We start from the raw sequence: 20013 nt of genomic DNA, 5'->3' as shown, positions 1-20013 counted from the left end.
GTTAGAACCTCCGGCGTGTCGTGCCTGTCGCATCGTCCGTCATGGGCTTGTCGTGCGAAGATGATTCGCTGCCTTCTGAACCATGAGAGGAGCGGCCGATGCCCGTTGGACTGCTGGAGGTCGAAGGCACCATTGATGTCGGCCAGTTCTGGCCGGAGGGGCGGTCGGACGCCGACACCACAAAGGTCGTGGTGAATGTCGCGCCGGACGCGATCCGCTTTCGCAAGAACGATACCGCGCCGTTCCAGCCGACCCATGTGTTCGACAACGCCAAGGTCAAGGGCCGCACCAACACGGCGGCGATCAAGAATGGCAAGCTTACCATTCGCCTCCAGGGCATTGACGCGCCGGAGCTGCATTACCAGCCCTCACCGCTCTCGCCCGCGGAGAAGACGGGGCTGACCGACGCCAGGCGACAGGCCTATCACGAGCTCACGCATCCCTACCGGCAGTTTCTCGGCGCGACGACGAGCAAGGCGCTGCATGATTTTCTCGGCAGTAGCGCCGAGCCGACGCTCACCTGCCGGGTGTTCACGCATGTCGATGCCCCGAACGAGGTGTTCGACACGTATGGACGGCTGGTCGGCGACATCGAGGTGACGGTCCGCGGCCACAAGGTCGACGTCAACCATTGGCTGGTCGAGCAGGGCTTTGCCTATCCGACGTTCTACTCCTCGATGAATGATGACGAGATCCGCGCCTTCCTCGCGCTCGCCAAGACCGCGCGCGCGAAAAAGCTGCCAGTCTGGAAGCACCTCGCCAGGACGATTGGCGCCTTCGACTTCGACCTGCGCGAGCCCAAGACAAACGAGACCGGCGTGCTCGCGACCGACAAGGGCCCGGTGATGCTGCCAAAGCTCTACCGCCGCTACGCCAACTGGTCGGCCCGCAAGAAGGCCAAGGTGACGAGCCAGAATTTCCAGAAATTCTTGGGCGAAGGCTCCGGCGGCAAGCCCGACACCTGCTACGAGATCGGCGATTTCCTCACCAACGGCGTGCACTCGGCGACGCCACGAAATTTTGCCGAGTTCGTCGAGGGCGGCAAGACGATCAAGTTTCAGCCCGAGGGCCTGGTGTTCGGGGAAGCGCCGTCGATGCTGGTCGGGGCGGACGGGAAGGCGATTAAAGAGTTTTGAGGACACCAGAAACAAAAATGGCCCGCTCAACGCGGGCCATTTTCGGATCGGGACCGGTAAGGTCCGAACTTGGTTGCGGGGATAGGATTTGAACCTATGACCTTCAGGTTATGAGCCTGACGAGCTACCGGGCTGCTCCACCCCGCGTTAACCGTTGCTTTGCCTTCGTGAAAGTGCCGGGGACGGTGAATGAAGGGCCGGCGCTGTTCGCGTGGCTTGCTTCGTTCGTCCCGAAGGCTTCCTTGGAAGGCAACCCCGGGCAAAGCCCGTTGGGTGCGGGCGGTATGTACCAACCCGGGGTGGCTTTGGAAAGGGCTGCGCGGACGTTTTTTTCGACTTTATGACAGCGCGGTGGACGAATTTGCGGCCTCTTTGGCCCGCCCTTGCCAGAAGTTCCACAGGGGCCAGCTTGCGGCAACAAAACTAGGCGGAAACGCCACTTAAAGAGGGAGAACGCCATGGACCACGCTTTGGACCGTCCCTCGGACCGCCCCTCGTATCGCCCCTTGGACCGCCCCCCGACGAGCGCCCCGCTTCGGGCCCTCGAAGACGCCTTCCATGCCATGGTCGCGCGGTCGCGGGCGGAGCCGGCGCCTGGCCTTGCCGAGCGGCTCGACCGGCTGACGCGGCTGCGCACTGTCGTCGCCGACAACGAGGAGCGCTTCCGGCAGGCGATCTCGGCCGATTTCGGCCACCGCTCGGCAGTCGAGACTACCATCGCCGAGACCATGATGGTGTTCTCCGAGATCCGTCATGCCACCAAGCACCTCAAGAGCTGGATGGCGCCGCAGCGCGTTTCGACGGCGCTGCAATTCCTGCCCGCCCGCAACCGGCTGATGCCGCAGCCACTCGGCGTCGTCGGCATCATCGCGCCCTGGAATTATCCGCTCCAGCTGACGCTCGCGCCCGCCATCGGCGCGCTCGCCGCCGGCAACCGCGTCATCATCAAGCCGAGCGAGCTTGTGCCGCATTTCTCGGCGCTGCTGAAGGAGACGGTCGCGCAAAAATTCGACGCTGCGGAGTTGCTGGTCACCGGCGTCGAGGACGAGATCGCAAAGGCCTTCGCATCGCTGCCGTTCGATCATCTGGTGTTCACCGGCTCGACCCGGGTGGGACGACTGGTCGCTGAAGCCGCGGGGCGCAATCTGACGCCCGTCACGCTCGAGCTCGGCGGCAAGTCGCCTGTCATCATCGACGCCTCCGCCGACCTCGAAGAGGCCGCCGAGCGCATCGCCTATGGCAAGCTGCTCAATGCCGGGCAGACCTGCATCGCGCCCGACTATGTGCTGGTGCCCGAGCGCGCGCTGCAGGCCTTCGCCGAAAAAGTGCGCGCGCAGATGCGGCGCATGTTCGGCACCGATTCCGCCAACAAGGACTACACCTCCGTGATCTCCGACCGGCATTATGCGCGGCTGGAGACTCTCGTCTCAGATGCGGCAAGCCGCGGCGCCAAGATCCTGCAGCCGGCGAAGGCGGACGATCCCAACTGGAAGGCGCACCGCAAATTCCCGCCGACGCTGATCGTGGGCGCAACCGCAGACATGGCGGTCATGCAGGAGGAGATTTTCGGTCCTGTGCTGCCGGTGCTTGGTTATCGCGAACCGGCCGACGCCATCGCCTTCGTCAACGCACGCGACCGGCCGCTGGCGCTGTACTGGTTCGGCAAGGACAGCAATGCGCGCGACGAGGTGCTGGCGCGCACCGTCTCCGGCGGCGTCACCATCAACGACTGCCTGTTCCACTTCGCGCAAATCAACCAGCCGATGGGCGGCGTCGGCGCATCCGGCACCGGCGCCTATCACGGCGAATGGGGCTTTCGCACATTCAGCAAGTTGAAGCCGGTGTTCTATCGCTCGAAATTCAACCGCCTCGCCGACCTCTATCCGCCCTACGGCGGCAAGATCGCGCGGCTGGAGAAGTTGATGCGGTTCATGTCGTAGGGTCTCAGCATTCCGTCATTGCGAGCGCAGCGAAGCAATCCAGAATCCCTCCGCGGTGACAGTCTGGATTGCTTCGCTTTGCTCGCAATGACGAGAAGAAAAATGCAAGAGGGGGAAACATCAGTGACGGACACATTCGATTTCGTCGTCGTGGGCGCGGGCTCCGGCGGCTGCGCGGTTGCGGGGCGGCTTTCGGAGGATGCGGGGACATCCGTGGCGCTGCTCGATGCCGGCGGACGGAACGACAATTGGCGGATCACCACGCCGTTCGGGCTCGCTTTGCCATACAAGGCAGCGAACTGGGGCTTCGATACCGTGCCGCAGAAGGGATTGAACGGCCGTATCGGCTATCAACCGCGCGGCAAGGGGCTCGGCGGGTCCTCGGCGATCAATGCCATGGTCTATATCCGCGGCAACAAATGGGACTACGACCACTGGGCCTCGCTCGGCAATGCCGGCTGGTCGTACGCGGACGTGCTGCCCTACTTCAAGCGGTCGGAGAACAACGCTGATTTTGACGGCGCGTATCATGGCAAGGGCGGCCCGCTGCATGTCAACAGGCTGCGCGCGGACAATCCGATCCACGAAATCTTCCATCAGGCCGCCCGCGAGGCGCAGTTTCGCATCCGCGAGGACTTCAATGCGGAGGACCACGAAGGGCTCGGCAGCTACCAGGTGACGCAGCACAATGGCGAGCGCTGGAGCGCGGCGCGCGCCTATCTGCATCCCCACATGGACAAGCGCGCGAATCTGCGTGTCGAGACCCAGGCGCATGCCACGCGCATCCTGTTCGAAGGTGGGCGCGCGGTCGGCATCGAATATGTCCAGGGCAAGCAGACAAAGCAGCTGCGCGCCCGCCGCGAGGTGATCCTCGCCTCCGGCGCCTTCCAGTCACCGCAGCTATTGATGCTGTCGGGCGTCGGCGACGGCGAGGCGCTTGCCGCGCACGGGATCGGCGTCGTGCATCATTTGCCGGGCGTCGGACGCAATCTGCAGGATCATCCGGATTTCGTGTTCGTCTACGCCTCCGACTATCCGCACTTCGTCCATTCATCACTCGGCCGGCTGCCGTCCCTGCTCCGCGCCATCCAGCGATACCGCCGGGAGCGGCGCGGCCTGATGACCACCAATTTCGCCGAGTGTGGCGGCTTCCTGAAGACCCGATCCGACCTCGATGTGCCCGACATTCAGCTGCACTTCATCGTCGCGATGCTCGACGACCATGGCCGCAAGAAGCACAAGGAGGCGGGCTTCTCATGCCATGTCTGCCTGTTGCGGCCGAAGAGCCGTGGCAGCGTCTGGCTGAAAAGCGCCGATCCGCTGGCAGCGCCGATGATCGATCCGAACTTTCTGGGCGAGGCGGAGGATCTCGAGACGATGGTCGCGGGCTTCAAGACCACGCGACGGCTGATGGAGACGCCCGCGATGCGCGCGTTGCAGAAGAAGGACATGTTCACGTCCGATGTGAGAACGGACGACGACATCCGCGCCATCCTGCGCGCGCGTGTCGACACCGTCTATCACCCCGTCGGCACCTGCAAGATGGGCACCGACGCGATGGCCGTGGTCGATCCGGCATTGAAGGTACATGGCATGGAAGGCTTGCGCGTCGTGGACGCCTCGATCATGCCGACACTGATCGGCGGCAATACCAATGCGCCGACCATCATGATCGGGGAGAAGGCGGCCGATATGATCCGGGCGGAGATGCGGTGACTCTACCTCGTCGTCCCGGCGAAGGCCGGGACCCATAACCACCGAGTTTGGTTTGGCGAAGATAGGTGGTGACCAGCTCGCGCTAATAACTCACACTCGGCGTATGGGTCCCGGCCTTCGCCGGGACGACAGCGGTGTGCTCAATTCAGCAAAAACCCGCCGTCCACCGTCACCACGCTGCCCGTCATGTACCGCGAGGCCTTGGAAGCCAGCAGCAGGATCGCGCCGTCGAGATCGGACTCGGCGCCGATACGGCGCTGCGGGATGCGCTTGGTCAGGCGCTCGCCTGACGGCGTCGACCAGAACGCATGGTTCATCTCGGTGTCGATGTAGCCGGGCGCGAGCGCGTTGATGCGGATGTTCTGCCCCGCAAGCTCCAGCGCCATCGCTTTGGTTGCCTGGATGATGCCGGCCTTGGAGATCGCGTAAGGCGACACCGCCTTCAGCACGCCGGTGCCGAGCACGGACGCGATGTTGACGATGTTGCCGTCCTGCTTGCGCGCGACCATGCGGCGCGCGATCTCGGTGGCGAGAAAATAGGCGCCCTTGAGATTGGCGCCGATCACCGCGTCCCAATCGGCTTCGGTCTGCTCGGTCGCGAGCTTTTCGATGGCGATGCCGGCATTGTTGATCAGCACCGTGACCGGGCCGAGTGCGGCTTCCGCGGCATCGACGGCCCTGGCGATCGATGCGGTGTCGGTGACGTCGAGCGCGACGGCGGCGGCACGGCCGCCCTTGCCGCGGATCTCCTCTTCCAGGCTCTTCAGCTTGTCGGTCTGCCGAGCCGCGAGCGCGACGGCCGCGCCGTGCGCCGCCAACACCCGGGCAAATTGCCGCCCCAGCCCCTGGCTCGCACCTGTGACGAGGATGGTTTCCTGACTGACATCGAATAGGTCTGACATGACGCTTTCCTTGGGCTTTGCAGCCATCAATACAGACGATTTTAACGATCTGAAACCGGAATGATCGGTTCTGCGTTCACTCGTTCCATGGCAGGCTCCCGCGTATGAACAGTTTCGATCTCGCCGTCTATGCGGCGTTCGCAATCGCGATCGGCTTCGGTTTCAGGAGCGGCCTGCTCGGCAGCGCCATGACGATCCTCGCCTATCTCCTCGCCGCCCCCATCGCGGTTGCGCTGATGCCGCTGATCGTCCCGCAGGTCGCGGGCAATCCGAATGCGCCGCTGCTGCAGAACTGGATCTGGTTCTTCGGCATCTTCGTGGTGGTCGGCATGCTGTTTGGACATCTCGGCCGGCTGGCCCTGAGCGACACGATACGGCAGGCCGGCATCGGCGACCGGCTCGGCGGCGCCGCCCTCGGCGCGATCAGGGTCGGCCTCGTCGCCACCACCTTGGTGCTGGTGTTCGACCAGATCGTGCCGGCCAATCGTCAGCCGCCGTTCCTCGCCGGTTCGCACCTGCGGCCGCTGTTCTCGACAGTCGGGCAGATGGGCTTCAAGTCGCTGCCGCCGGAGGCGGCCTCCGCGATCGACCGCCTCAAGCAGGAGCGGCGTATCTAGTTCATTGTCTGGGGATCATGCCCGCACATTTGCATCGCCGCGCAAGTGCGCATGCATTTTGATGCGAGCCCGTCCCTTATCAGCGGCGCCAAGGTTGGCTAGAATAGCGGCTCTAAAAACCTGCATGACATTACGGGAGTGAAACAGTGGATCTTGGGATCAAAGGCCGCCGCGCCATCGTTTGCGCATCCAGCAAAGGCCTCGGACGCGCCTGCGCCATCTCGCTGGCCGAAGCCGGCGTACACGTCACGCTGACCGCGCGCGGCGCCGAGGCCCTGAAGAAGACGGCCGACGACATCCGCAAGGCCTATCCTGATGTGACGGTTACCGAGATCGTCGGCGACATCACGACGCCGGCGGGCCGCGAGGCCGTGCTCAAGGCCTGCCCGGAGCCTGACATCCTGATCAACAATGCCGGTGGACCGCCGCCCGGCGATTTCCGCAACTGGACCCGCGACGACTGGATCAAGGCGATCGACGCCAACATGCTGACCCCGATCGAGCTGATCAAGTCAACGGTGGACGGCATGATGGCGCGCAAGTTCGGCCGCATCGTCAACATCACCTCGGCCGCGGTGAAGGCGCCGATCGACATTCTCGGTCTCTCCAACGGCGCGCGCGCCGGCCTCACCGGCTTCATCGCCGGCCTGTCGCGCAAGACCGTAATCAACAACGTCACCATCAACGGCCTGTTGCCGGGTCCGTTCGAGACCGACCGACTGCGCAGCACCGCGAAGGGGGAATCCGAGAAGCGCGGCATCACGCCGGACCAGGTTCTGGCCGAGCGCGCCAAGCTCAATCCCGCAGGCCGCTTCGGCGATCCCGACGAGTTCGGCTACGCCTGCGCCTTCCTGTGCGGCAGCAGGGCGGGCTTCATCACCGGGCAGAACCTTCTGCTCGATGGCGGTGCCTTCCCGGGAACGCTGTGAGGGCGGTCTGGTACGAGGAGACAGGACCGGCGGCGGACGTCCTCACCTATGGTGAGATGGCGACGCCGGTCGCAGGCCCAGGCGAAGTTCGTATTCGCCTGGAAGCCTCCGGCATCAATCCGGCCGATGTCGGCCGGCGCGGGGGCAGCTATCGCGCGAAGGAATTTTCGCGCGTCATTCCGAACAGCGATGGCGCGGGCTTTATCGACCAGATCGGCGATGGCGCGATGCGGTTCAAGATCGGCGACAGGGTCTGGCTGTTCAACGGCCAGCGCAACGGCCGCGCCTTTGGCACCGCAGCCGAACATATCGCGCTTGCCGAGCATCTGGTGACGCCGCTGCCGGATAATCTCTCTTTTGCGGAAGGCGCGACGCTGGGCATTCCCGCCATGACGGCGTGGTGCTCCCTGTTTGCGGAGGGACCGATCGTCGGCAAGTCGGTGCTGGTCACCGGCGGCGCGGGTGCGGTCGGGCATTACGCGGCGCAACTCGCGAAATGGGGCGGCGCGCAGGTGATCGCGACCGTCAGCTCGGCGATGAAAGGCGAGCAGGCGCGACAGGCTGGTGCCGATCTCGTCGTCAATTATAGGGACGAAGATGTCGTTGCCAAGGCGATGGCCTTCACCGGCGGACGCGGGGTCGACCAATTGGTCGATGTCGATTTCGGCGGCAACATCGCGACGACTCTGAAGTTGATGGCCATGAATTCGACAATCGCGGTCTACGCCACGAACGGCAACCGCACGCCGACCGTGCCGATGCGCGAGCTGATGGAGAAGTGTATCACGCTCCGCTCGCTGGTCTTGTTCGCGCTGCCGTCGGCGCTGCTTGCGGCGGCGCAAGCCGACATCTCGAAATGGCTGGCAGCGGGCCCGCGAATCCACAATGTCGCGGCGCAGTTTGCGTTGTCGGAGACGGCGCAAGCCCATGTCGCCGTCGAGAAGGGCAACAAGCTCGGCACCGTGGTCGTTGACTGCGCGCGCTGATATCGGCCGGGATCACCGCTGCTTGGTGATCTCGTCTTCGTCCCGCTGGCTCGGACTGGATGAATCGGCGACTGGGTTTCCATCGGTCCAGTCGACGCCGAATTCATCCAGCCCGTCGGCGAGCAGATCGCCCAGCATCGGCTCACCGAGCAGATAATGCGCCGTCTCGCGGCGGGGACTGCGATACTCGGCGCGCGCCTCCACAGCGCGTGCACGCAAATCGTCCCAATCGTCGATTGTGCCGTCGCCGCGACCGAGCCAGGTCAGCGTGACGAGATCGATCTGCTCGTCCTCGTTCATGGCCACGATGAAACTTCCGAGTTCGTTGACCACCGGATCGGAGCCGTCATCCTCGAGAACGTCGACCGAATCGTCATCCGTCGCATTCGAGCCGGAATCCGGATCGGAATCCGCCTGCTTGACGTCGAATTCACGCGCCTTTTCGATGATGAAGGCGACCTTCTCCGCGGAGATTGCGAGCTCTGGCATGGCTGGGCCTTTTGCTTTCCCTTGGGTTCCCGCGATAACGCCGCACCGCGTCAGATGATCCATTGCGCCTGACGGCGAACTGCGCATGTTCCCCGCCAAAGCAAGAACATGAGGATGTGCCGGATGCAGTGGAAGGTCGGCAGGGTCAAAATCACCAAGGTCGTGGAATTGGAGACGGTCGGCTCGACCCGCTTCATTCTGCCCTTGGCGAGCAATGCAGAAATCCAGAAGCTGCCCTGGCTGATCCCGCATTTCGCCACCGAAGAGGGCCGGCTGAAAATGTCGATCCATTCGCTGGTGGTGGAGACGCCGACGCGCCGCATCGTGGTCGATACCGGGCTTGGCAACGACAAGCAGGGCCGCAACGTCCCGACGTGGAACGATCGCACCACGCCGTTCCTGGAGACGATGATTGCGGCGGGCTTTCCGCCGGAGAGTATCGATACTGTGCTGTGCACGCACCTTCACGTCGATCATGTCGGCTGGAACACGAAGCTGGTCGACGGCAAATGGGTGCCGACCTTCCCCAACGCGCGCTATGTCTTCGGCAAGACCGAGTATGAGCATTGGCGCGACCATTCCACCGAGCCGGACAAGCAAGCCGTATTTGGCGATTCCGTGAAGCCGATCGTCGATGCCGACCGGGCCGAGTTGGTCGCGAGCGACCACCGGCTCAGCGACGAGATCAGCATGATCCCGACCCCCGGTCACAGCCCCGGGCATATGAGCATTCTGATCCGGTCGGACGGCGAGCAAGGATTGCTGACGGGCGACGTCGCCCATCATCCTTGCCAGATGGCGCATCCCGGCTGGTCCTCAACCGCGGATTCCGATCAGAGCCAATCTGCCGCGACGCGGCGCGAATTGTTCGGCCGGTTTGCCGACACCCCGACGCTGGTGATCGGCGGGCATTTTTCGGCCGGGCACATCAGGCGGGACGGGGACGCGTTCAGGTTCGAGGCGCTGGCCTAGGTCTCGTGCCCCCTACGATCACCCGAATTGAGAGGGCTGCAATGCGCCCCTCTTTGAGCGGTTGAATTTCCCGCCGCCCTGTTCCATGAAGCTGTTCAACCGATCGGTCCATTCCAGGGAGAAACGAGAATGAAGCTTGTTCGTTATGGCGAGAAGGGTGCGGAAAAGCCCGGCATGATCGACAAATCCGGCCAGTTGCGGGACCTGTCGGCGCATGTGAAGGACCTGACCGGCGAGGCCTATTCGCCCGAGAGCCTGAAGAAGCTGGCGGCGCTCGATCCCGCCTCGCTACCCGCCGTCTCCGGCAAGCCGCGGTTCGGCGCCCCCGTCACCGGCATGTCGAAATTCGTGGCGATCGGCCTCAACTATAGCGACCACGCCAAGGAGACCGGCGCGGAGATCCCGAGCGAGCCGATCATTTTCATGAAGGCCAACACCTCGCTGTCCGGCCCGAACGACGCCGTCGAGAAGCCGCGCGGCTCGACCAAGCTCGACTGGGAGGTCGAGATCGCCGCGATCATCGGCACACGGGCAAAATACGTCTCGGAAGCCGACGCTCTCAACCACGTCGCCGGCTACTGCGTCTGCAACGACGTCTCCGAGCGCGCCTTTCAGATCGAGCGCCTGGGTCAGTGGACCAAGGGCAAGTCGCACGACACGTTCGGCCCGCTCGGCCCCTGGCTCGCCACCAAGGACGAGATCAAGGACGTGCAGAACCTGCCGATGTGGCTCGACGTCAACGGTCAGCGTCGCCAGACCGGCTCGACCAAGACCATGATCTTCTCGATGGCCAAGTGCATCTCCTATGTCTCGCAGTTCATGACGCTGCTGCCGGGCGACATCATCACGACAGGCACCCCGCCCGGCGTCGGTCTCGGCATGAAGCCGCCGACCTTCCTCAATGTCGGCGACGTCATCACGCTCGGCATCGAGGGCCTCGGCGAGCAGCGCCAGGAGATCGTCGCGGCGTAAGCCGCGGCCAGCGCAACACTCGTCGTCATGCCCGGGCTTGTCCCGGGCATCCACGTCTCACAGTCTAACCACGCGGAAGCGCGTGGATGGCCGGGTCAAGCCCGGCCATGACGGAGGAGACACCGTTTGCTCAAGACCGATCGCAGGGAATTGTCCCATGAAGCTCACCTTCTCCCCCGCCTCGCCCTTCGCCCGCAAGGTGCGCATCGCCGCGATCGAGCTCGGGCTGATCGACAAGATCGAGTTCACGCCGGCAGCCGTCGCGCCCGGCACGGCCAACGAGGACTATTCGCGCATCACGCCGCTGAAGAAGCTGCCGGTGCTGATCACCAATGACGGCGATGTTATTTTGGACTCCTATGTCATCGTCGAATATCTCAACGAGATGGTCGGCGGCAGCCTGATCCCCGACTACGGTCCGCGGCGCTGGAAAGCCAAGACCAATCATTCCCTGATCAACGGCATGCTCGATTCCATGCTGCTGTGCCGCTACGAGAAGATGGTGCGGCCGCAGGGCCTGCAATGGCAGGCTTGGTCGGACGACCATTGGAATCGGGCCTGGACCGGCATGGCGCGCTTCGAGAACATGCCTGAAGTGCTCAACGGCCCGTTCGATATCTCGCAGATCGGCCTCGTTTGCGTGCTCGGCTATGCCGACTTCCGCTTCGCCGATTGCGGCTGGCGCAAGGCCTATCCGAAGCTCGACGCCTTCCACCAGAAGATGCTCGAGCGACCCTCCGTGAAGATCTCGGTGCCGCCGGCCGCGTAAAGCGCAGGAGTTCTTATGAGCCTGAAATACTCGGTCGGCGATCTCACCATTCATCGGATCATCGAGCAGGAGACGACGTTCCTCCCGGCACTGGAGCTCATCCCTGGTCTGACGCCGGAGGTGCTGGCCGAGAACCGCGCGTGGATGCGAGAAACCAAGGCGATCGACGACCAGGATACGCTGATCCTGTGTTTCCAGTCCTATGTCATCAAGACGCCGCATCACACCATTTTGGTCGACAGCTGCATCGGCAACGACAAGCCGCGGCCGCGGCCGAAATGGAACATGAAGACTGATGATGCCTATATGCGCGGTCTCGCCGCCGCAGGTTTCTCGGTCGACGACATCGACTTCGTGATGTGCACGCATCTGCATGTCGATCACGTCGGCTGGAACACGCGGCTGGAGAACGGCCGCTGGGTGCCGACCTTCCCGAAAGCGCGCTACGTCTTCGCCAAGCAGGAATTCGATCACTGGACCGAGCAGAACGCGAAGGCGGAGGTGCCGCCCTTCGCCGACAGCGTGCTGCCGGTGGTCGAGGCCAAACGCCACGAACTCGTCGGCAACGATCACCAGATCGGCGATCACGTTCGTATTCTGCCGACGCCGGGCCACACGCCGGGCCATATCGCCATCACGATGGGCCACGGCAAGGACGACGCCGTGTTCTCCGGCGACCTCATGCACTCACCGATCCAGACGCTCTATCCGGAGCTGTCGGTGAAATTCGACGTCGATCAGGCCAAGGCAGCAACGACGCGCCGCAGCTTCCTGGAACGCTATTGCGACACCGACACGCTGTGCTGCACCGCGCATTTCCCCTCGCCGTCGGTGGGGAAGATCCGGCGCAAGGGCAGTGGCTTCGTCTGCGCGGCGGTCTAACGCGGCCTTCCGTTCCGTCATGCCCGGGCTTGTCCCGGGCATCCACGTTCTTACAATCAACCGCAACGAAGAACGTGGATGGCCGGGATTTTGGAGAGACGCGCTTCGCCGGACCATGACGAGGAAACAAACATGACCGACCTCCCCGACATCCCGCTCCCTGCCGGCATCCGCTCACGCTATGTCGACGACATCAACGGCCTGCGCATCCATGTGCTGGAGGCCGGCTTCGAGACCAAAGGGCGGCCCTGCATCCTGCTGCTGCACGGCTTTCCGGAGCTCGCCTTCTCCTGGCGCAAGGTGATGCCGGCGCTCAGCTCGGCCGGCTATCACGTGATCGCGCCGGACCAGCGCGGTTATGGCCGGACGACGGGATGGAGCGCGGATTACGACGGCGACCTCGCGCCCTTTTCGCTCTTCAACCTGGTGCGGGATGCGCTCGGGCTGGTGTCGGCGTTCGGCTACAGGCAGGTCGATGTGGTCGGACATGATTTCGGCAGCCCGGTCGCGGCCTGGTGCGCGCTGATGCGGCCCGACGTGTTTCGTTCGGTGGCGATGATGAGCGCACCGTTCGGCGGAGCGCCGCCGCTGCCGTTCAACACGATCGACGCGCCCGCAAAGCCACCGGCTGAAGACCCCGTGCATCGCGAGCTCGCCGCCTTGCCGCGTCCGCGCAAGCATTATCAGTGGTACTATGCCACACGCCCGGCCAACGCGGACATTCACCGCGCGCCGCAAGGCGTGCATGATTTCCTGCGCGCCTACTATCATCACAAGAGTGCGGACTGGACCGACAACAAGCCATATCCGCTGAAATCCTGGTCGGCAAACGAGCTGGCGAAGCTGCCGACCTATTATGTGATGGACCTGAACGAGACCATGGCCGAGACGGTCGCGAAAGAGATGCCCTCGCCGGCCGCGATCGCCGCCAATCAATGGCTGCCCGACCGCGAGCTCGCCTACTACAGCGCCGAATATGACCGCACCGGATTCCAGGGCGGCCTGCAATGGTACCGCTGCGGCACATCGGGCGCATTCAACAGCCAGCTCCAATTGTTGGCCGGCCGCACCATCGATGTCCCCTCCTGCTTCATCTCGGGCAAGCAGGATTGGGGCACTTATCAGCGTCCGGGCGTGTTAGAGGCCATGCAGGCGCGGGCCTGCACGAAGTTGCTCGGCTGCCACCTCGTCGACGGCGCCGGTCACTGGGTGCAACAGGAGCAGCCGGCCGAGGTAAGCCGCCTGCTGCTCGATTTCCTGGCGAAGAGCCGCGGCGTGATTTGACCCTGGAACCCCGCCGCCTTATATAGTTTAGAATTATTCTAAACTAATGAGACAGGGCCGCCGTGAAGAATTTTGCCGATCTGACCGAGCGCGAGGTGCTTGCGGTCGCGATCTCCTCCGAGGAGGAGGACAGCCGCATCTATATGAGCTTCGCCGAAGACTTGAAGGAGCGCTATCCGGACTCCGCCAAGATCTTCGAGCAGATGGCCGAGGAAGAGCGCGGCCATCGTCACATGCTGCTGGAAATGTACGAGCAGCGCTTCGGTCCGCATTTGCCCCCGATCCGCCGCGAGGACGTCAAAGGCTTTCTGCGCCGCCGTCCGGTCTGGCTCACGAAAAACCTGCCGCTCGACACCGTCCGCAGGGAAGTCGAGACAATGGAATTGCAGGCTGAGCGCTTTTACGTGAAGGCCGCCGAACAGGCGCAGGATGTCGGCGTGCGCCGCCTGCTCGGCGATCTGGCCGAAGCCGAGAAAGGCCACGAAGAGGTGGCCGCAAAGCTGACGGACCAGATCCTGAGCTCCGACGTGCGCGCCGAGGAAGACCGCACCAACCGGCGCATGTTCGTGCTGCAATATGTGCAGCCGGGTCTCGCCGGCCTGATGGACGGCTCCGTCTCGACGCTGGCGCCGCTGTTTGCGGCTGCCTTCGCGACGCATCAGAATTGGCAAACCTTTCTGGTCGGCCTCGCCGCCTCGATCGGTGCCGGCATCAGCATGGGTTTTGCGGAGGCGCTGTCCGACGACGGCTCGCTGACCGGTCGCGGTTCGCCCTGGCTGCGCGGTCTCACCTGCGGCTTGATGACGACGCTCGGCGGGCTTGGACACACCTTGCCGTATCTCGTGCCCGATAGCTGGGCCAACGCATTCTGGATCGCAACCGGAATCGCCGGAATCGTCGTGTTCTTCGAATTGTGGGCGATTGCCTTTATCCGCGCGCGCTACATGGACACGCCGTTCCTCCAGGCCGTATTCCAGATCGTGCTTGGTGGCGCGATCGTGCTCGCTGTGGGGATATTGATCGGAGCGGCGTAGGACGTTGTCATGCCCCGGCTTGACCGGGGCATCCAGTACGCCGCGGCCTCTCCGTATCCGATCGGCGCCGGTGGAATACTGGATCGCCCGGTCAAGCCGGGCGATGACTGCGAGTGGTTGCTTGGCTCATCGCGTTCCGTCTTGCTCACATGTCAATCGCGATCAAACGGCGGTTGCAGGATTCGGCCAAACTGCGCATCATCGTTCGACAATAAGAACAGGAGATGCGCCATGGCGAAATCCGAATGGAGCTTCAAGAGCGCAGTCGCGCTGTCGGCCGCGTTGACCGCGAAGAAGGTCTCAGCGGTCGAGCTCACGCAGGATGCGATCGACCGCATCGAACGGCACGACGGCAAGGTCAACGCGATCTGCGTGCGGGATTTCGACCGCGCGCTCGACGCCGCACGCGAGGCGGACGCGGCATTGGCGCGCGGCGAGCGCAACCCGCTGCTCGGCCTCCCGATCACGGTGAAGGAATCCTACAACGTCGCCGGCCTGCCCACGACCTGGGGCTGGACGCCGCAGAAAGACTTCAAGCCGGCGGAGGACGCGCTGTCGATCACCCGGGTGAAGAGTGCCGGTGGCGTCATCCTCGGCAAGACCAACGTGCCCGTGGGATTGGCGGATTGGCAGAGCTACAACGAGATCTACGGCACGACGAACAATCCATTCGATCTCGGCCGCACGCCGGGTGGCTCGTCGGGCGGCTCGTCTGCGGCGCTCGCGGTAGGCTATGGACCACTCTCGCTCGGGTCCGACATCGGCGGCTCGCTGCGCGTGCCCGCCTTCCACTGCGGGGTCTATGCGCACAAGCCGACCTACAATCTCTGTCCAACGCGTGGCCACACCCCGCCGCCCTTTCGAGCCATCCCGATGGAGCGCGATATGGCGGTGATCGGTCCGATGGCGCGGAGCGCAGTCGATCTGCCCCTGCTCCTGGACGTGATTGCAGGCCCCGATCCTCTGGACCTGGGCGTAGGATACAAGCTCGCGCTGCCGGAGGCGCGACACCGCGCGCTGAAGGATTTTCGCGTGCTGGTGATCGACAGCCATCCGTTGCTGCCTGCGAATGCCGACATTCGCGGCGCCATCGAGAAGCTGGCGGACCAATTGTCGCGCGCAGGTGCGAGCATCACGCGCGAAAGCCCGCTGTTTCCCGACTTCACGGATGCCTCTCGCCTCTACATGCGCATGCTGATGGGTTTTCTCGGCGCCTTCCTTCCGCCGGACATTCTCGCCGGCGCGCGTGCCGGAGCAGCGCAGCTCTCGCCTGAGGACAAGAGCCTTGCTGCCGAGCGGCTGCGCGGCATGACCAGCACACATCAGGCCTGGGTGTTCGACGAAGGCGCTCGGGCCGGCCTGCGCGCGCAATGGCGACACCTGTTCAGGACATTCGATGCGGTGATCTGCCCAATCATGCCGACCCCGGCCTATCCGCATGATCATTCGCCGGAGCAGGAAGAGCGCCGGATCAATATCGATGGCAGGGACTTTGCCTACCCGGACCAGCTCGCCTGGCCCGGCATCGCCACGCTGACGGGCCTGCCGGCAACGGCTGTTCCGCTCGGTCTGTCGAAGGCCGGCCTACCGGTTGGCGTGCAAATCATCGGACCTTTCCTTGAGGACCACACGCCGCTGAAGCTCGCCGAGCTGATCGAACGTGAGTTCGGCGGGTTCGTGCCGCCGCCCTTGTTCAATGACTGAGGGAAATCTCATGAGCAACGACCTCGAACAGCTCACCGCGCTCAACCGCGACTATGTCGCCTCCGTGCAGAATTGCGACGTCAAGCGCTTCGACGAGATTTTGGCGCGGGAGTTCTACTGCTCCAATCCCGACAAGACGCTGGTCGATCGCGAGGCCTTCCTGAAGCAGACGGCGCGGCCGATTGCGATCCGGAATCTCAGGGAGCACGACGTCATCATCCGCATCATCGGCGATTTCGCCATCATCCACGCGGCGACGAGCTACACCAATGCGGATGGCCAGCAGGCCACCGGGCGCTATACCGATTGCTGGGCGAAGAGAGGCGAGACGTGGCTGGCTGTGTCGGCGCACGTGTCGCGGTAAAGCGCGCGTCACACCACACATTCTCCGGAACAGCCAGATATTCGGGAAGCCGCGAGCTCACCGCTCCAGATTCTTCAGCAGCAATTTCAGCGCTGTTGCCGCAAAGGTCTGCATATTGGCGAAGCGATCGTTGCTGCCCGTTTCCAGCGTCATCACCTCGACTGCGGGCCCGGCGACCGCCATGCAGCTGTGGCCCGCCGCATCGCCGTAGCGATTGCCGGTCGGACCGGACGCGCCGGTCTCGGACAGGCCCCAATCGCAGTTGAAACGGCCCCGCATCCGCTCGGCCAGCAGTTGCGCGTAGGGCTCCGACGAGGAACGAAAGCCCTTCATTCCTTCGTCCGAAATATCCATCAGCACGCGCCTGGCGTCGCGGGTGTAGACCACGGCGCCGCCGAGGAAATAGGCGGACGCTCCGGGTACCGCGAGAAGGCTGGCCGATATCAGGCCGCCGGTCGAGGATTCCGCCACGGCAATGGTCTGTTTGCGCGCGATCAGCTTCGCTGCGACCTGTTCCGCAATGCCGACGAGCTCTTGCATTCGTTGACCCCTTATTCCTTCGCAACCGAGCTCGGCCTTTCTAGCATATGACAGCGCCCTTGGCCGAGTTGCAGCCAACGGGCAGGCCTGCTTGAATGGCGGCAAGGCGGAGCGGCCAAGCGCTGCCCGAGAAGGCGCGACGAGGAAACGCGAAGGACACGTCATGGCGTCCCTGATCGCCGGCGGGGTGGATTGCGATGTGCATCCGGCCGTGCCGCATCTGACCAGCCTGCTGCCGTACCTGAACGACTATTGGCGCGATCAGGTGACGACGCGCGGCATGGTCGATCTCATCTCGCAATCCTACCCGCAAAACTCGCCGATCACGGCGCGGCCCGACTGGCGCCCCGGAAGCGGCAAGCCGGGCGAGAGCCTTGCGGACATGCAGCGCCATGTGCTCGATCCCTTTCAGCTCTCGCATGCCATCTGCAATCCGCTCTACGGCGTGCAGATGGTGTTTTCCGAGGATCTGCAGGCCGCCTTCTGCCGCGCACTGAACGAGTGGCTCACGAAAGAATGGCTCGATCGCGATCAGCGGCTGCGCGGCTCCATCGTGATCCCCACCCAAAGCGTCGAGAAGGCCGTCGCCGAGATCGAGCGCTGTGCGGCGGATCGACGCTTCGTGCAGGTGCTGATGCTGGTGATGGCCGATACGCCGCTCGGCAAGCGCGCGCTATGGCCGATCTACGAGGCGGCAGAACGGCTGGACCTGCCGATCGGCATTCACGCCGGTTCCGCCTATCACAATCCGCCGACCGCCGTGGGCTGGGGTTCCTACCACATCGAGGATTATGCCGGTCAGGCCCAGGCGTTCCAGACCCAGCTCACCAGCCTGATCGTCGAGGGCGTATTCGCCAAATATCCGCGGCTGAAGATGGTGATGCTGGAATCAGGCGTGTCCTGGATCTCGCCCTTTCTCTGGCGCCTTCACAAGTTCTGGCGGGGCGTGCGGATGGAGACGCCTTGGGTTGATCGCGCGCCGCTGGAGATTGTGCGCAGCAACATCCGCTTCTCGTTGCAGCCATTCGACGCGCCGCCGGATGAGGCGACATTAATTCGCCTGTTTGATCATATGCAGTCGGACGAATTAGTCCTATTCTCCACCGACTATCCGCACTGGCAGTTCGACGGCCAGGAGGCGCTGCCCGCAGGTCTCACCCCCGATCTCGTGCGCAAGATCATGATCGATAATCCGCATGCGACCTATCCCCGCCTGACTTAGCCGCTGCCAAAGGAGGCAAGGCGATGAATATTCAGTTCCGCGAAAGCTCCGAAGCCGCTTCCCCACTCGCCGTCAAAACCGCGATCGCGGACTGCGACATCCATCCGGCACGCGCGACCCGCGCCGAGCTCTATCCTTACCTCGCCAAACGCTGGCAGCATCATCTCGAAGTCTATGGCGTCCATGCCTATCAGGGCATGATGGAAGGTCCGCCCTATCCGAAGGCCCAGCCCAACGCCTCGCGCCGCGACGCCTATCCGCCGGAAGGCGGGCCGCAGGGCTCATCGCTATCCTTCATGCAGAAGCAGCTGCTCGATCCCCACAACGTGCAGCTCGGCGTGCTCAATCCCCTCAACACCGGACAGGGCATCCGCAATCACGAGCTCTCGGCCGCTTTGTGCTCGGCGATCAACGACTGGCAGATCGACAAATGGACCAGCAAGGACAAGCGGCTGAAGGCGTCCATCGTCGTCGGCAATGAGGACGGCCTGTCGGCCGCCGCCGAAATCCGCGAACGCGCCGGCGACAAGAATTTCGTGCAGGTGCTGCTGCTCAGCCGCAATGTCGAGCCGCTCGGGCAGCGCCGCTACTGGCCGATCTATCAGGCCGCGGAAGAGGCCGGCCTGCCCGTCGGCGTCCACGCCTTCGGTTTCGGCGGCAACCCGATCACGCCATCGGGCTGGCCTTCCTATTACATCGAGGAGATGGTCGGCCATTCGCAGTGCCAGCAATCGGCGCTCGCGAGCCTCGTGCTGGAGGGCGTGTTCGAGCGCTTCCCGAAACTGAAGATGGTGATGATCGAGGCCGGCTTCGGCTGGGCGCCGTCACTGGCGTGGCGGCTCGACAAGGTCTGGCAGCGGCTGCGAAGCGAGGTGCCGCATGTCAAACGGCCGCCGTCCGAATATATCCGCGAGCAGGTGTGGTGGACGACGCAGCCGATGGAGGATCCGGAGCGGCGCGAGGATCTGTTCGACGTCATCAAGTGGATCGGCTGGGACCGGCTGCTGTTCGCGACCGACTATCCGCACTGGGATTACGACGAGCCGTCGCGCGTGCTGCCCGCGGGCGTCAGCGACGACAACCGCGAGGCGTTCTATCTCGGCAATGCGAAGAAGCTGTACGGGATCGCTTGATGGCGCGGCATGTGATTGCCGCGGTTGATGAGCTTCCGCCCGGCACGCGAAAATTTCTGGAGATCGACGGACGGCCGATCGCAATCTTCAACATCAAGGGTGAATATTTCGGCCTGATGAACCGCTGCCCGCATCAGGGCGCGGCGCTGTGCGAGGGACCCTTGATTGGGCTCGCGCAGTCGACGGATCCCGGCGAGATCGAATACACCAAGCTCGGCGAGATCATTCGCTGCCCCTGGCATGGCTGGGAGTTCGACATCCGCACCGGCCAGTCCTATTGCGACCCCCGCCGCTTCCGCGTGAAGGCATATCCGACCCATGTCGAGCCGGGTGCGAGTGTTGTGAAGGGGCCGTATGTCGCCGAGACTGTCGCGGTGAAGGTCGAGAGCGATTACGTCGTGGTGGAGCTGTAGCGAGAAGCA

Annotated in this window: 20 protein-coding genes and 1 tRNA gene; 17 read left to right on the top strand and 4 right to left on the bottom strand. The window is 63.8% G+C overall.

Annotation, left to right across the window (positions count from 1 at the left end; genetic code table 11):
• The first annotated feature begins 98 nt into the window (after positions 1-98).
• A complete protein-coding gene (locus tag GWG67_RS18735) occupies positions 99-1136 on the top strand; it encodes a thermonuclease family protein (protein WP_275170834.1) in 1038 nt (345 codons plus the stop codon).
• Positions 1137-1206: 70 nt separating this feature from the next.
• On the opposite strand, the gene GWG67_RS18730 is transcribed toward GWG67_RS18735, so the two are convergent.
• Positions 1207-1283 (bottom strand) — tRNA-Met (locus tag GWG67_RS18730).
• 311 nt (positions 1284-1594) lie between these two features.
• On the opposite strand from GWG67_RS18730, the gene GWG67_RS18725 reads away from it, so the two are divergent.
• Positions 1595-3076, top strand: coding sequence for a coniferyl aldehyde dehydrogenase (locus tag GWG67_RS18725; RefSeq protein WP_275170833.1), 1482 nt, complete (start codon positions 1595-1597; stop codon positions 3074-3076).
• Positions 3077-3199: 123 nt separating this feature from the next.
• On the top strand, positions 3200-4792 hold the full coding sequence (locus GWG67_RS18720) for a GMC family oxidoreductase (protein ID WP_275170832.1): 1593 nt from the start codon (positions 3200-3202) through the stop codon (positions 4790-4792).
• 140 nt (positions 4793-4932) lie between these two features.
• Here the strand turns inward: GWG67_RS18720 and GWG67_RS18715 are convergent, their stop codons facing one another.
• Positions 4933-5694: an SDR family oxidoreductase gene (locus GWG67_RS18715; RefSeq protein ID WP_275170831.1), complete on the bottom strand. Its 762-nt coding sequence runs from the start codon at positions 5692-5694 to the stop codon at positions 4933-4935.
• A gap of 104 nt (positions 5695-5798) precedes the next feature.
• Between GWG67_RS18715 and GWG67_RS18710 the strand changes: the two genes are divergently transcribed.
• The 3 genes from GWG67_RS18710 to GWG67_RS18700 all read left to right on the top strand — a co-directional run bounded on the left by GWG67_RS18710 (position 5799) and on the right by GWG67_RS18700 (position 8226).
• A complete protein-coding gene (locus tag GWG67_RS18710) occupies positions 5799-6311 on the top strand; it encodes a CvpA family protein (RefSeq protein WP_275170830.1) in 513 nt (170 codons plus the stop codon).
• Positions 6312-6457: 146 nt separating this feature from the next.
• On the top strand, positions 6458-7240 hold the full coding sequence (locus GWG67_RS18705; protein ID WP_027570121.1) for an SDR family oxidoreductase: 783 nt from the start codon (positions 6458-6460) through the stop codon (positions 7238-7240).
• A complete protein-coding gene (locus tag GWG67_RS18700; protein ID WP_275170829.1) occupies positions 7237-8226 on the top strand; it encodes an NADPH:quinone reductase in 990 nt (329 codons plus the stop codon). Before GWG67_RS18705 ends, GWG67_RS18700 begins: the two co-directional genes overlap by 4 nt.
• Positions 8227-8238: 12 nt before the next feature.
• Here the strand turns inward: GWG67_RS18700 and GWG67_RS18695 are convergent, their stop codons facing one another.
• Positions 8239-8715, bottom strand: a complete 477-nt coding sequence (locus GWG67_RS18695) for a DUF3775 domain-containing protein (protein WP_275170828.1) — start codon at positions 8713-8715, stop codon at positions 8239-8241.
• 123 nt (positions 8716-8838) lie between these two features.
• Between GWG67_RS18695 and GWG67_RS18690 the strand changes: the two genes are divergently transcribed.
• From GWG67_RS18690 to GWG67_RS18655, 8 genes are all read left to right on the top strand, one after another.
• The gene (locus tag GWG67_RS18690; protein ID WP_275170827.1) at positions 8839-9687 is read left to right on the top strand and encodes an MBL fold metallo-hydrolase; all 849 of its coding nucleotides are present in this window, start codon (positions 8839-8841) and stop codon (positions 9685-9687) included.
• A 129-nt stretch (positions 9688-9816) separates the two neighbouring features.
• Positions 9817-10659 (top strand): fumarylacetoacetate hydrolase family protein, encoded by an 843-nt coding sequence (locus GWG67_RS18685; RefSeq protein ID WP_275170826.1) that lies wholly within the window; start codon positions 9817-9819, stop codon positions 10657-10659.
• Between the two features lie 157 nt (positions 10660-10816).
• Entirely contained in the window at positions 10817-11428 is a 612-nt protein-coding gene (locus tag GWG67_RS18680) for a glutathione S-transferase family protein (protein WP_275170825.1), read from the top strand.
• A gap of 15 nt (positions 11429-11443) precedes the next feature.
• Positions 11444-12310: an MBL fold metallo-hydrolase gene (locus GWG67_RS18675; protein WP_275170824.1), complete on the top strand. Its 867-nt coding sequence runs from the start codon at positions 11444-11446 to the stop codon at positions 12308-12310.
• 132 nt (positions 12311-12442) lie between these two features.
• Entirely contained in the window at positions 12443-13594 is a 1152-nt protein-coding gene (locus GWG67_RS18670) for an alpha/beta hydrolase (protein WP_275170823.1), read from the top strand.
• 62 nt (positions 13595-13656) lie between these two features.
• Positions 13657-14628: an iron exporter MbfA gene (gene mbfA / locus GWG67_RS18665; protein WP_275170822.1), complete on the top strand. Its 972-nt coding sequence runs from the start codon at positions 13657-13659 to the stop codon at positions 14626-14628.
• Positions 14629-14859: 231 nt separating this feature from the next.
• Positions 14860-16332 (top strand): amidase, encoded by a 1473-nt coding sequence (locus GWG67_RS18660; protein WP_275170821.1) that lies wholly within the window; start codon positions 14860-14862, stop codon positions 16330-16332.
• A gap of 10 nt (positions 16333-16342) precedes the next feature.
• The gene (locus GWG67_RS18655; protein ID WP_275170820.1) at positions 16343-16696 is read left to right on the top strand and encodes a nuclear transport factor 2 family protein; all 354 of its coding nucleotides are present in this window, start codon (positions 16343-16345) and stop codon (positions 16694-16696) included.
• A gap of 57 nt (positions 16697-16753) precedes the next feature.
• On the opposite strand, the gene GWG67_RS18650 is transcribed toward GWG67_RS18655, so the two are convergent.
• Positions 16754-17236 (bottom strand): CinA family protein, encoded by a 483-nt coding sequence (locus tag GWG67_RS18650; protein WP_275170819.1) that lies wholly within the window; start codon positions 17234-17236, stop codon positions 16754-16756.
• 163 nt (positions 17237-17399) lie between these two features.
• Here GWG67_RS18650 and GWG67_RS18645 point away from each other — a divergent pair, with 163 nt between their 5' ends.
• From GWG67_RS18645 to GWG67_RS18635, 3 genes are read left to right on the top strand one after another with little or no spacing between them, the layout of a single operon-like run.
• A complete protein-coding gene (locus tag GWG67_RS18645; RefSeq protein ID WP_275170818.1) occupies positions 17400-18458 on the top strand; it encodes an amidohydrolase family protein in 1059 nt (352 codons plus the stop codon).
• A gap of 23 nt (positions 18459-18481) precedes the next feature.
• Positions 18482-19591: an amidohydrolase family protein gene (locus GWG67_RS18640; RefSeq protein WP_275170817.1), complete on the top strand. Its 1110-nt coding sequence runs from the start codon at positions 18482-18484 to the stop codon at positions 19589-19591.
• The gene (locus GWG67_RS18635) at positions 19591-20004 is read left to right on the top strand and encodes a Rieske (2Fe-2S) protein (RefSeq protein ID WP_275170816.1); all 414 of its coding nucleotides are present in this window, start codon (positions 19591-19593) and stop codon (positions 20002-20004) included. The genes GWG67_RS18640 and GWG67_RS18635 overlap by 1 nt, the downstream gene beginning before the upstream one ends.
• Positions 20005-20013: the final 9 nt, after the last annotated feature.

The sequence above is a fragment of the Bradyrhizobium sp. CSS354 genome, assembly GCF_029051725.1.
Lineage (GTDB): Bacteria > Pseudomonadota > Alphaproteobacteria > Rhizobiales > Xanthobacteraceae > Bradyrhizobium.
The sequence above is the reverse complement of the archived record's forward strand: the minus strand, read 5'-3'. Positions and strand labels throughout refer to the sequence as shown.

Excerpts from the sequence above, each read along its gene's own strand:
- GWG67_RS18640 (WP_275170817.1), top strand. The coding sequence starts at position 18,482 with ATGAATATTCAGTTCCGCGAAAGCTCCGAAGCCGCTTCCCCACTCGCC.
- GWG67_RS18690 (WP_275170827.1), top strand. The coding sequence starts at position 8,839 with ATGCAGTGGAAGGTCGGCAGGGTCAAAATCACCAAGGTCGTGGAATTG.
- GWG67_RS18735 (WP_275170834.1), top strand. The coding sequence starts at position 99 with ATGCCCGTTGGACTGCTGGAGGTCGAAGGCACCATTGATGTCGGCCAG.
- GWG67_RS18645 (WP_275170818.1), top strand. The coding sequence starts at position 17,400 with ATGGCGTCCCTGATCGCCGGCGGGGTGGATTGCGATGTGCATCCGGCC.
- GWG67_RS18670 (WP_275170823.1), top strand. The coding sequence starts at position 12,443 with ATGACCGACCTCCCCGACATCCCGCTCCCTGCCGGCATCCGCTCACGC.
- GWG67_RS18635 (WP_275170816.1), top strand. The coding sequence starts at position 19,591 with ATGGCGCGGCATGTGATTGCCGCGGTTGATGAGCTTCCGCCCGGCACG.
- GWG67_RS18725 (WP_275170833.1), top strand. The coding sequence starts at position 1,595 with ATGGACCACGCTTTGGACCGTCCCTCGGACCGCCCCTCGTATCGCCCC.
- GWG67_RS18675 (WP_275170824.1), top strand. The coding sequence starts at position 11,444 with ATGAGCCTGAAATACTCGGTCGGCGATCTCACCATTCATCGGATCATC.
- GWG67_RS18660 (WP_275170821.1), top strand. The coding sequence starts at position 14,860 with ATGGCGAAATCCGAATGGAGCTTCAAGAGCGCAGTCGCGCTGTCGGCC.
- GWG67_RS18655 (WP_275170820.1), top strand. The coding sequence starts at position 16,343 with ATGAGCAACGACCTCGAACAGCTCACCGCGCTCAACCGCGACTATGTC.
- GWG67_RS18715 (WP_275170831.1), bottom strand. The coding sequence starts at position 5,694 with ATGTCAGACCTATTCGATGTCAGTCAGGAAACCATCCTCGTCACAGGT.
- GWG67_RS18650 (WP_275170819.1), bottom strand. The coding sequence starts at position 17,236 with ATGCAAGAGCTCGTCGGCATTGCGGAACAGGTCGCAGCGAAGCTGATC.
- GWG67_RS18685 (WP_275170826.1), top strand. The coding sequence starts at position 9,817 with ATGAAGCTTGTTCGTTATGGCGAGAAGGGTGCGGAAAAGCCCGGCATG.
- GWG67_RS18695 (WP_275170828.1), bottom strand. The coding sequence starts at position 8,715 with ATGCCAGAGCTCGCAATCTCCGCGGAGAAGGTCGCCTTCATCATCGAA.
- GWG67_RS18680 (WP_275170825.1), top strand. The coding sequence starts at position 10,817 with ATGAAGCTCACCTTCTCCCCCGCCTCGCCCTTCGCCCGCAAGGTGCGC.
- GWG67_RS18710 (WP_275170830.1), top strand. The coding sequence starts at position 5,799 with ATGAACAGTTTCGATCTCGCCGTCTATGCGGCGTTCGCAATCGCGATC.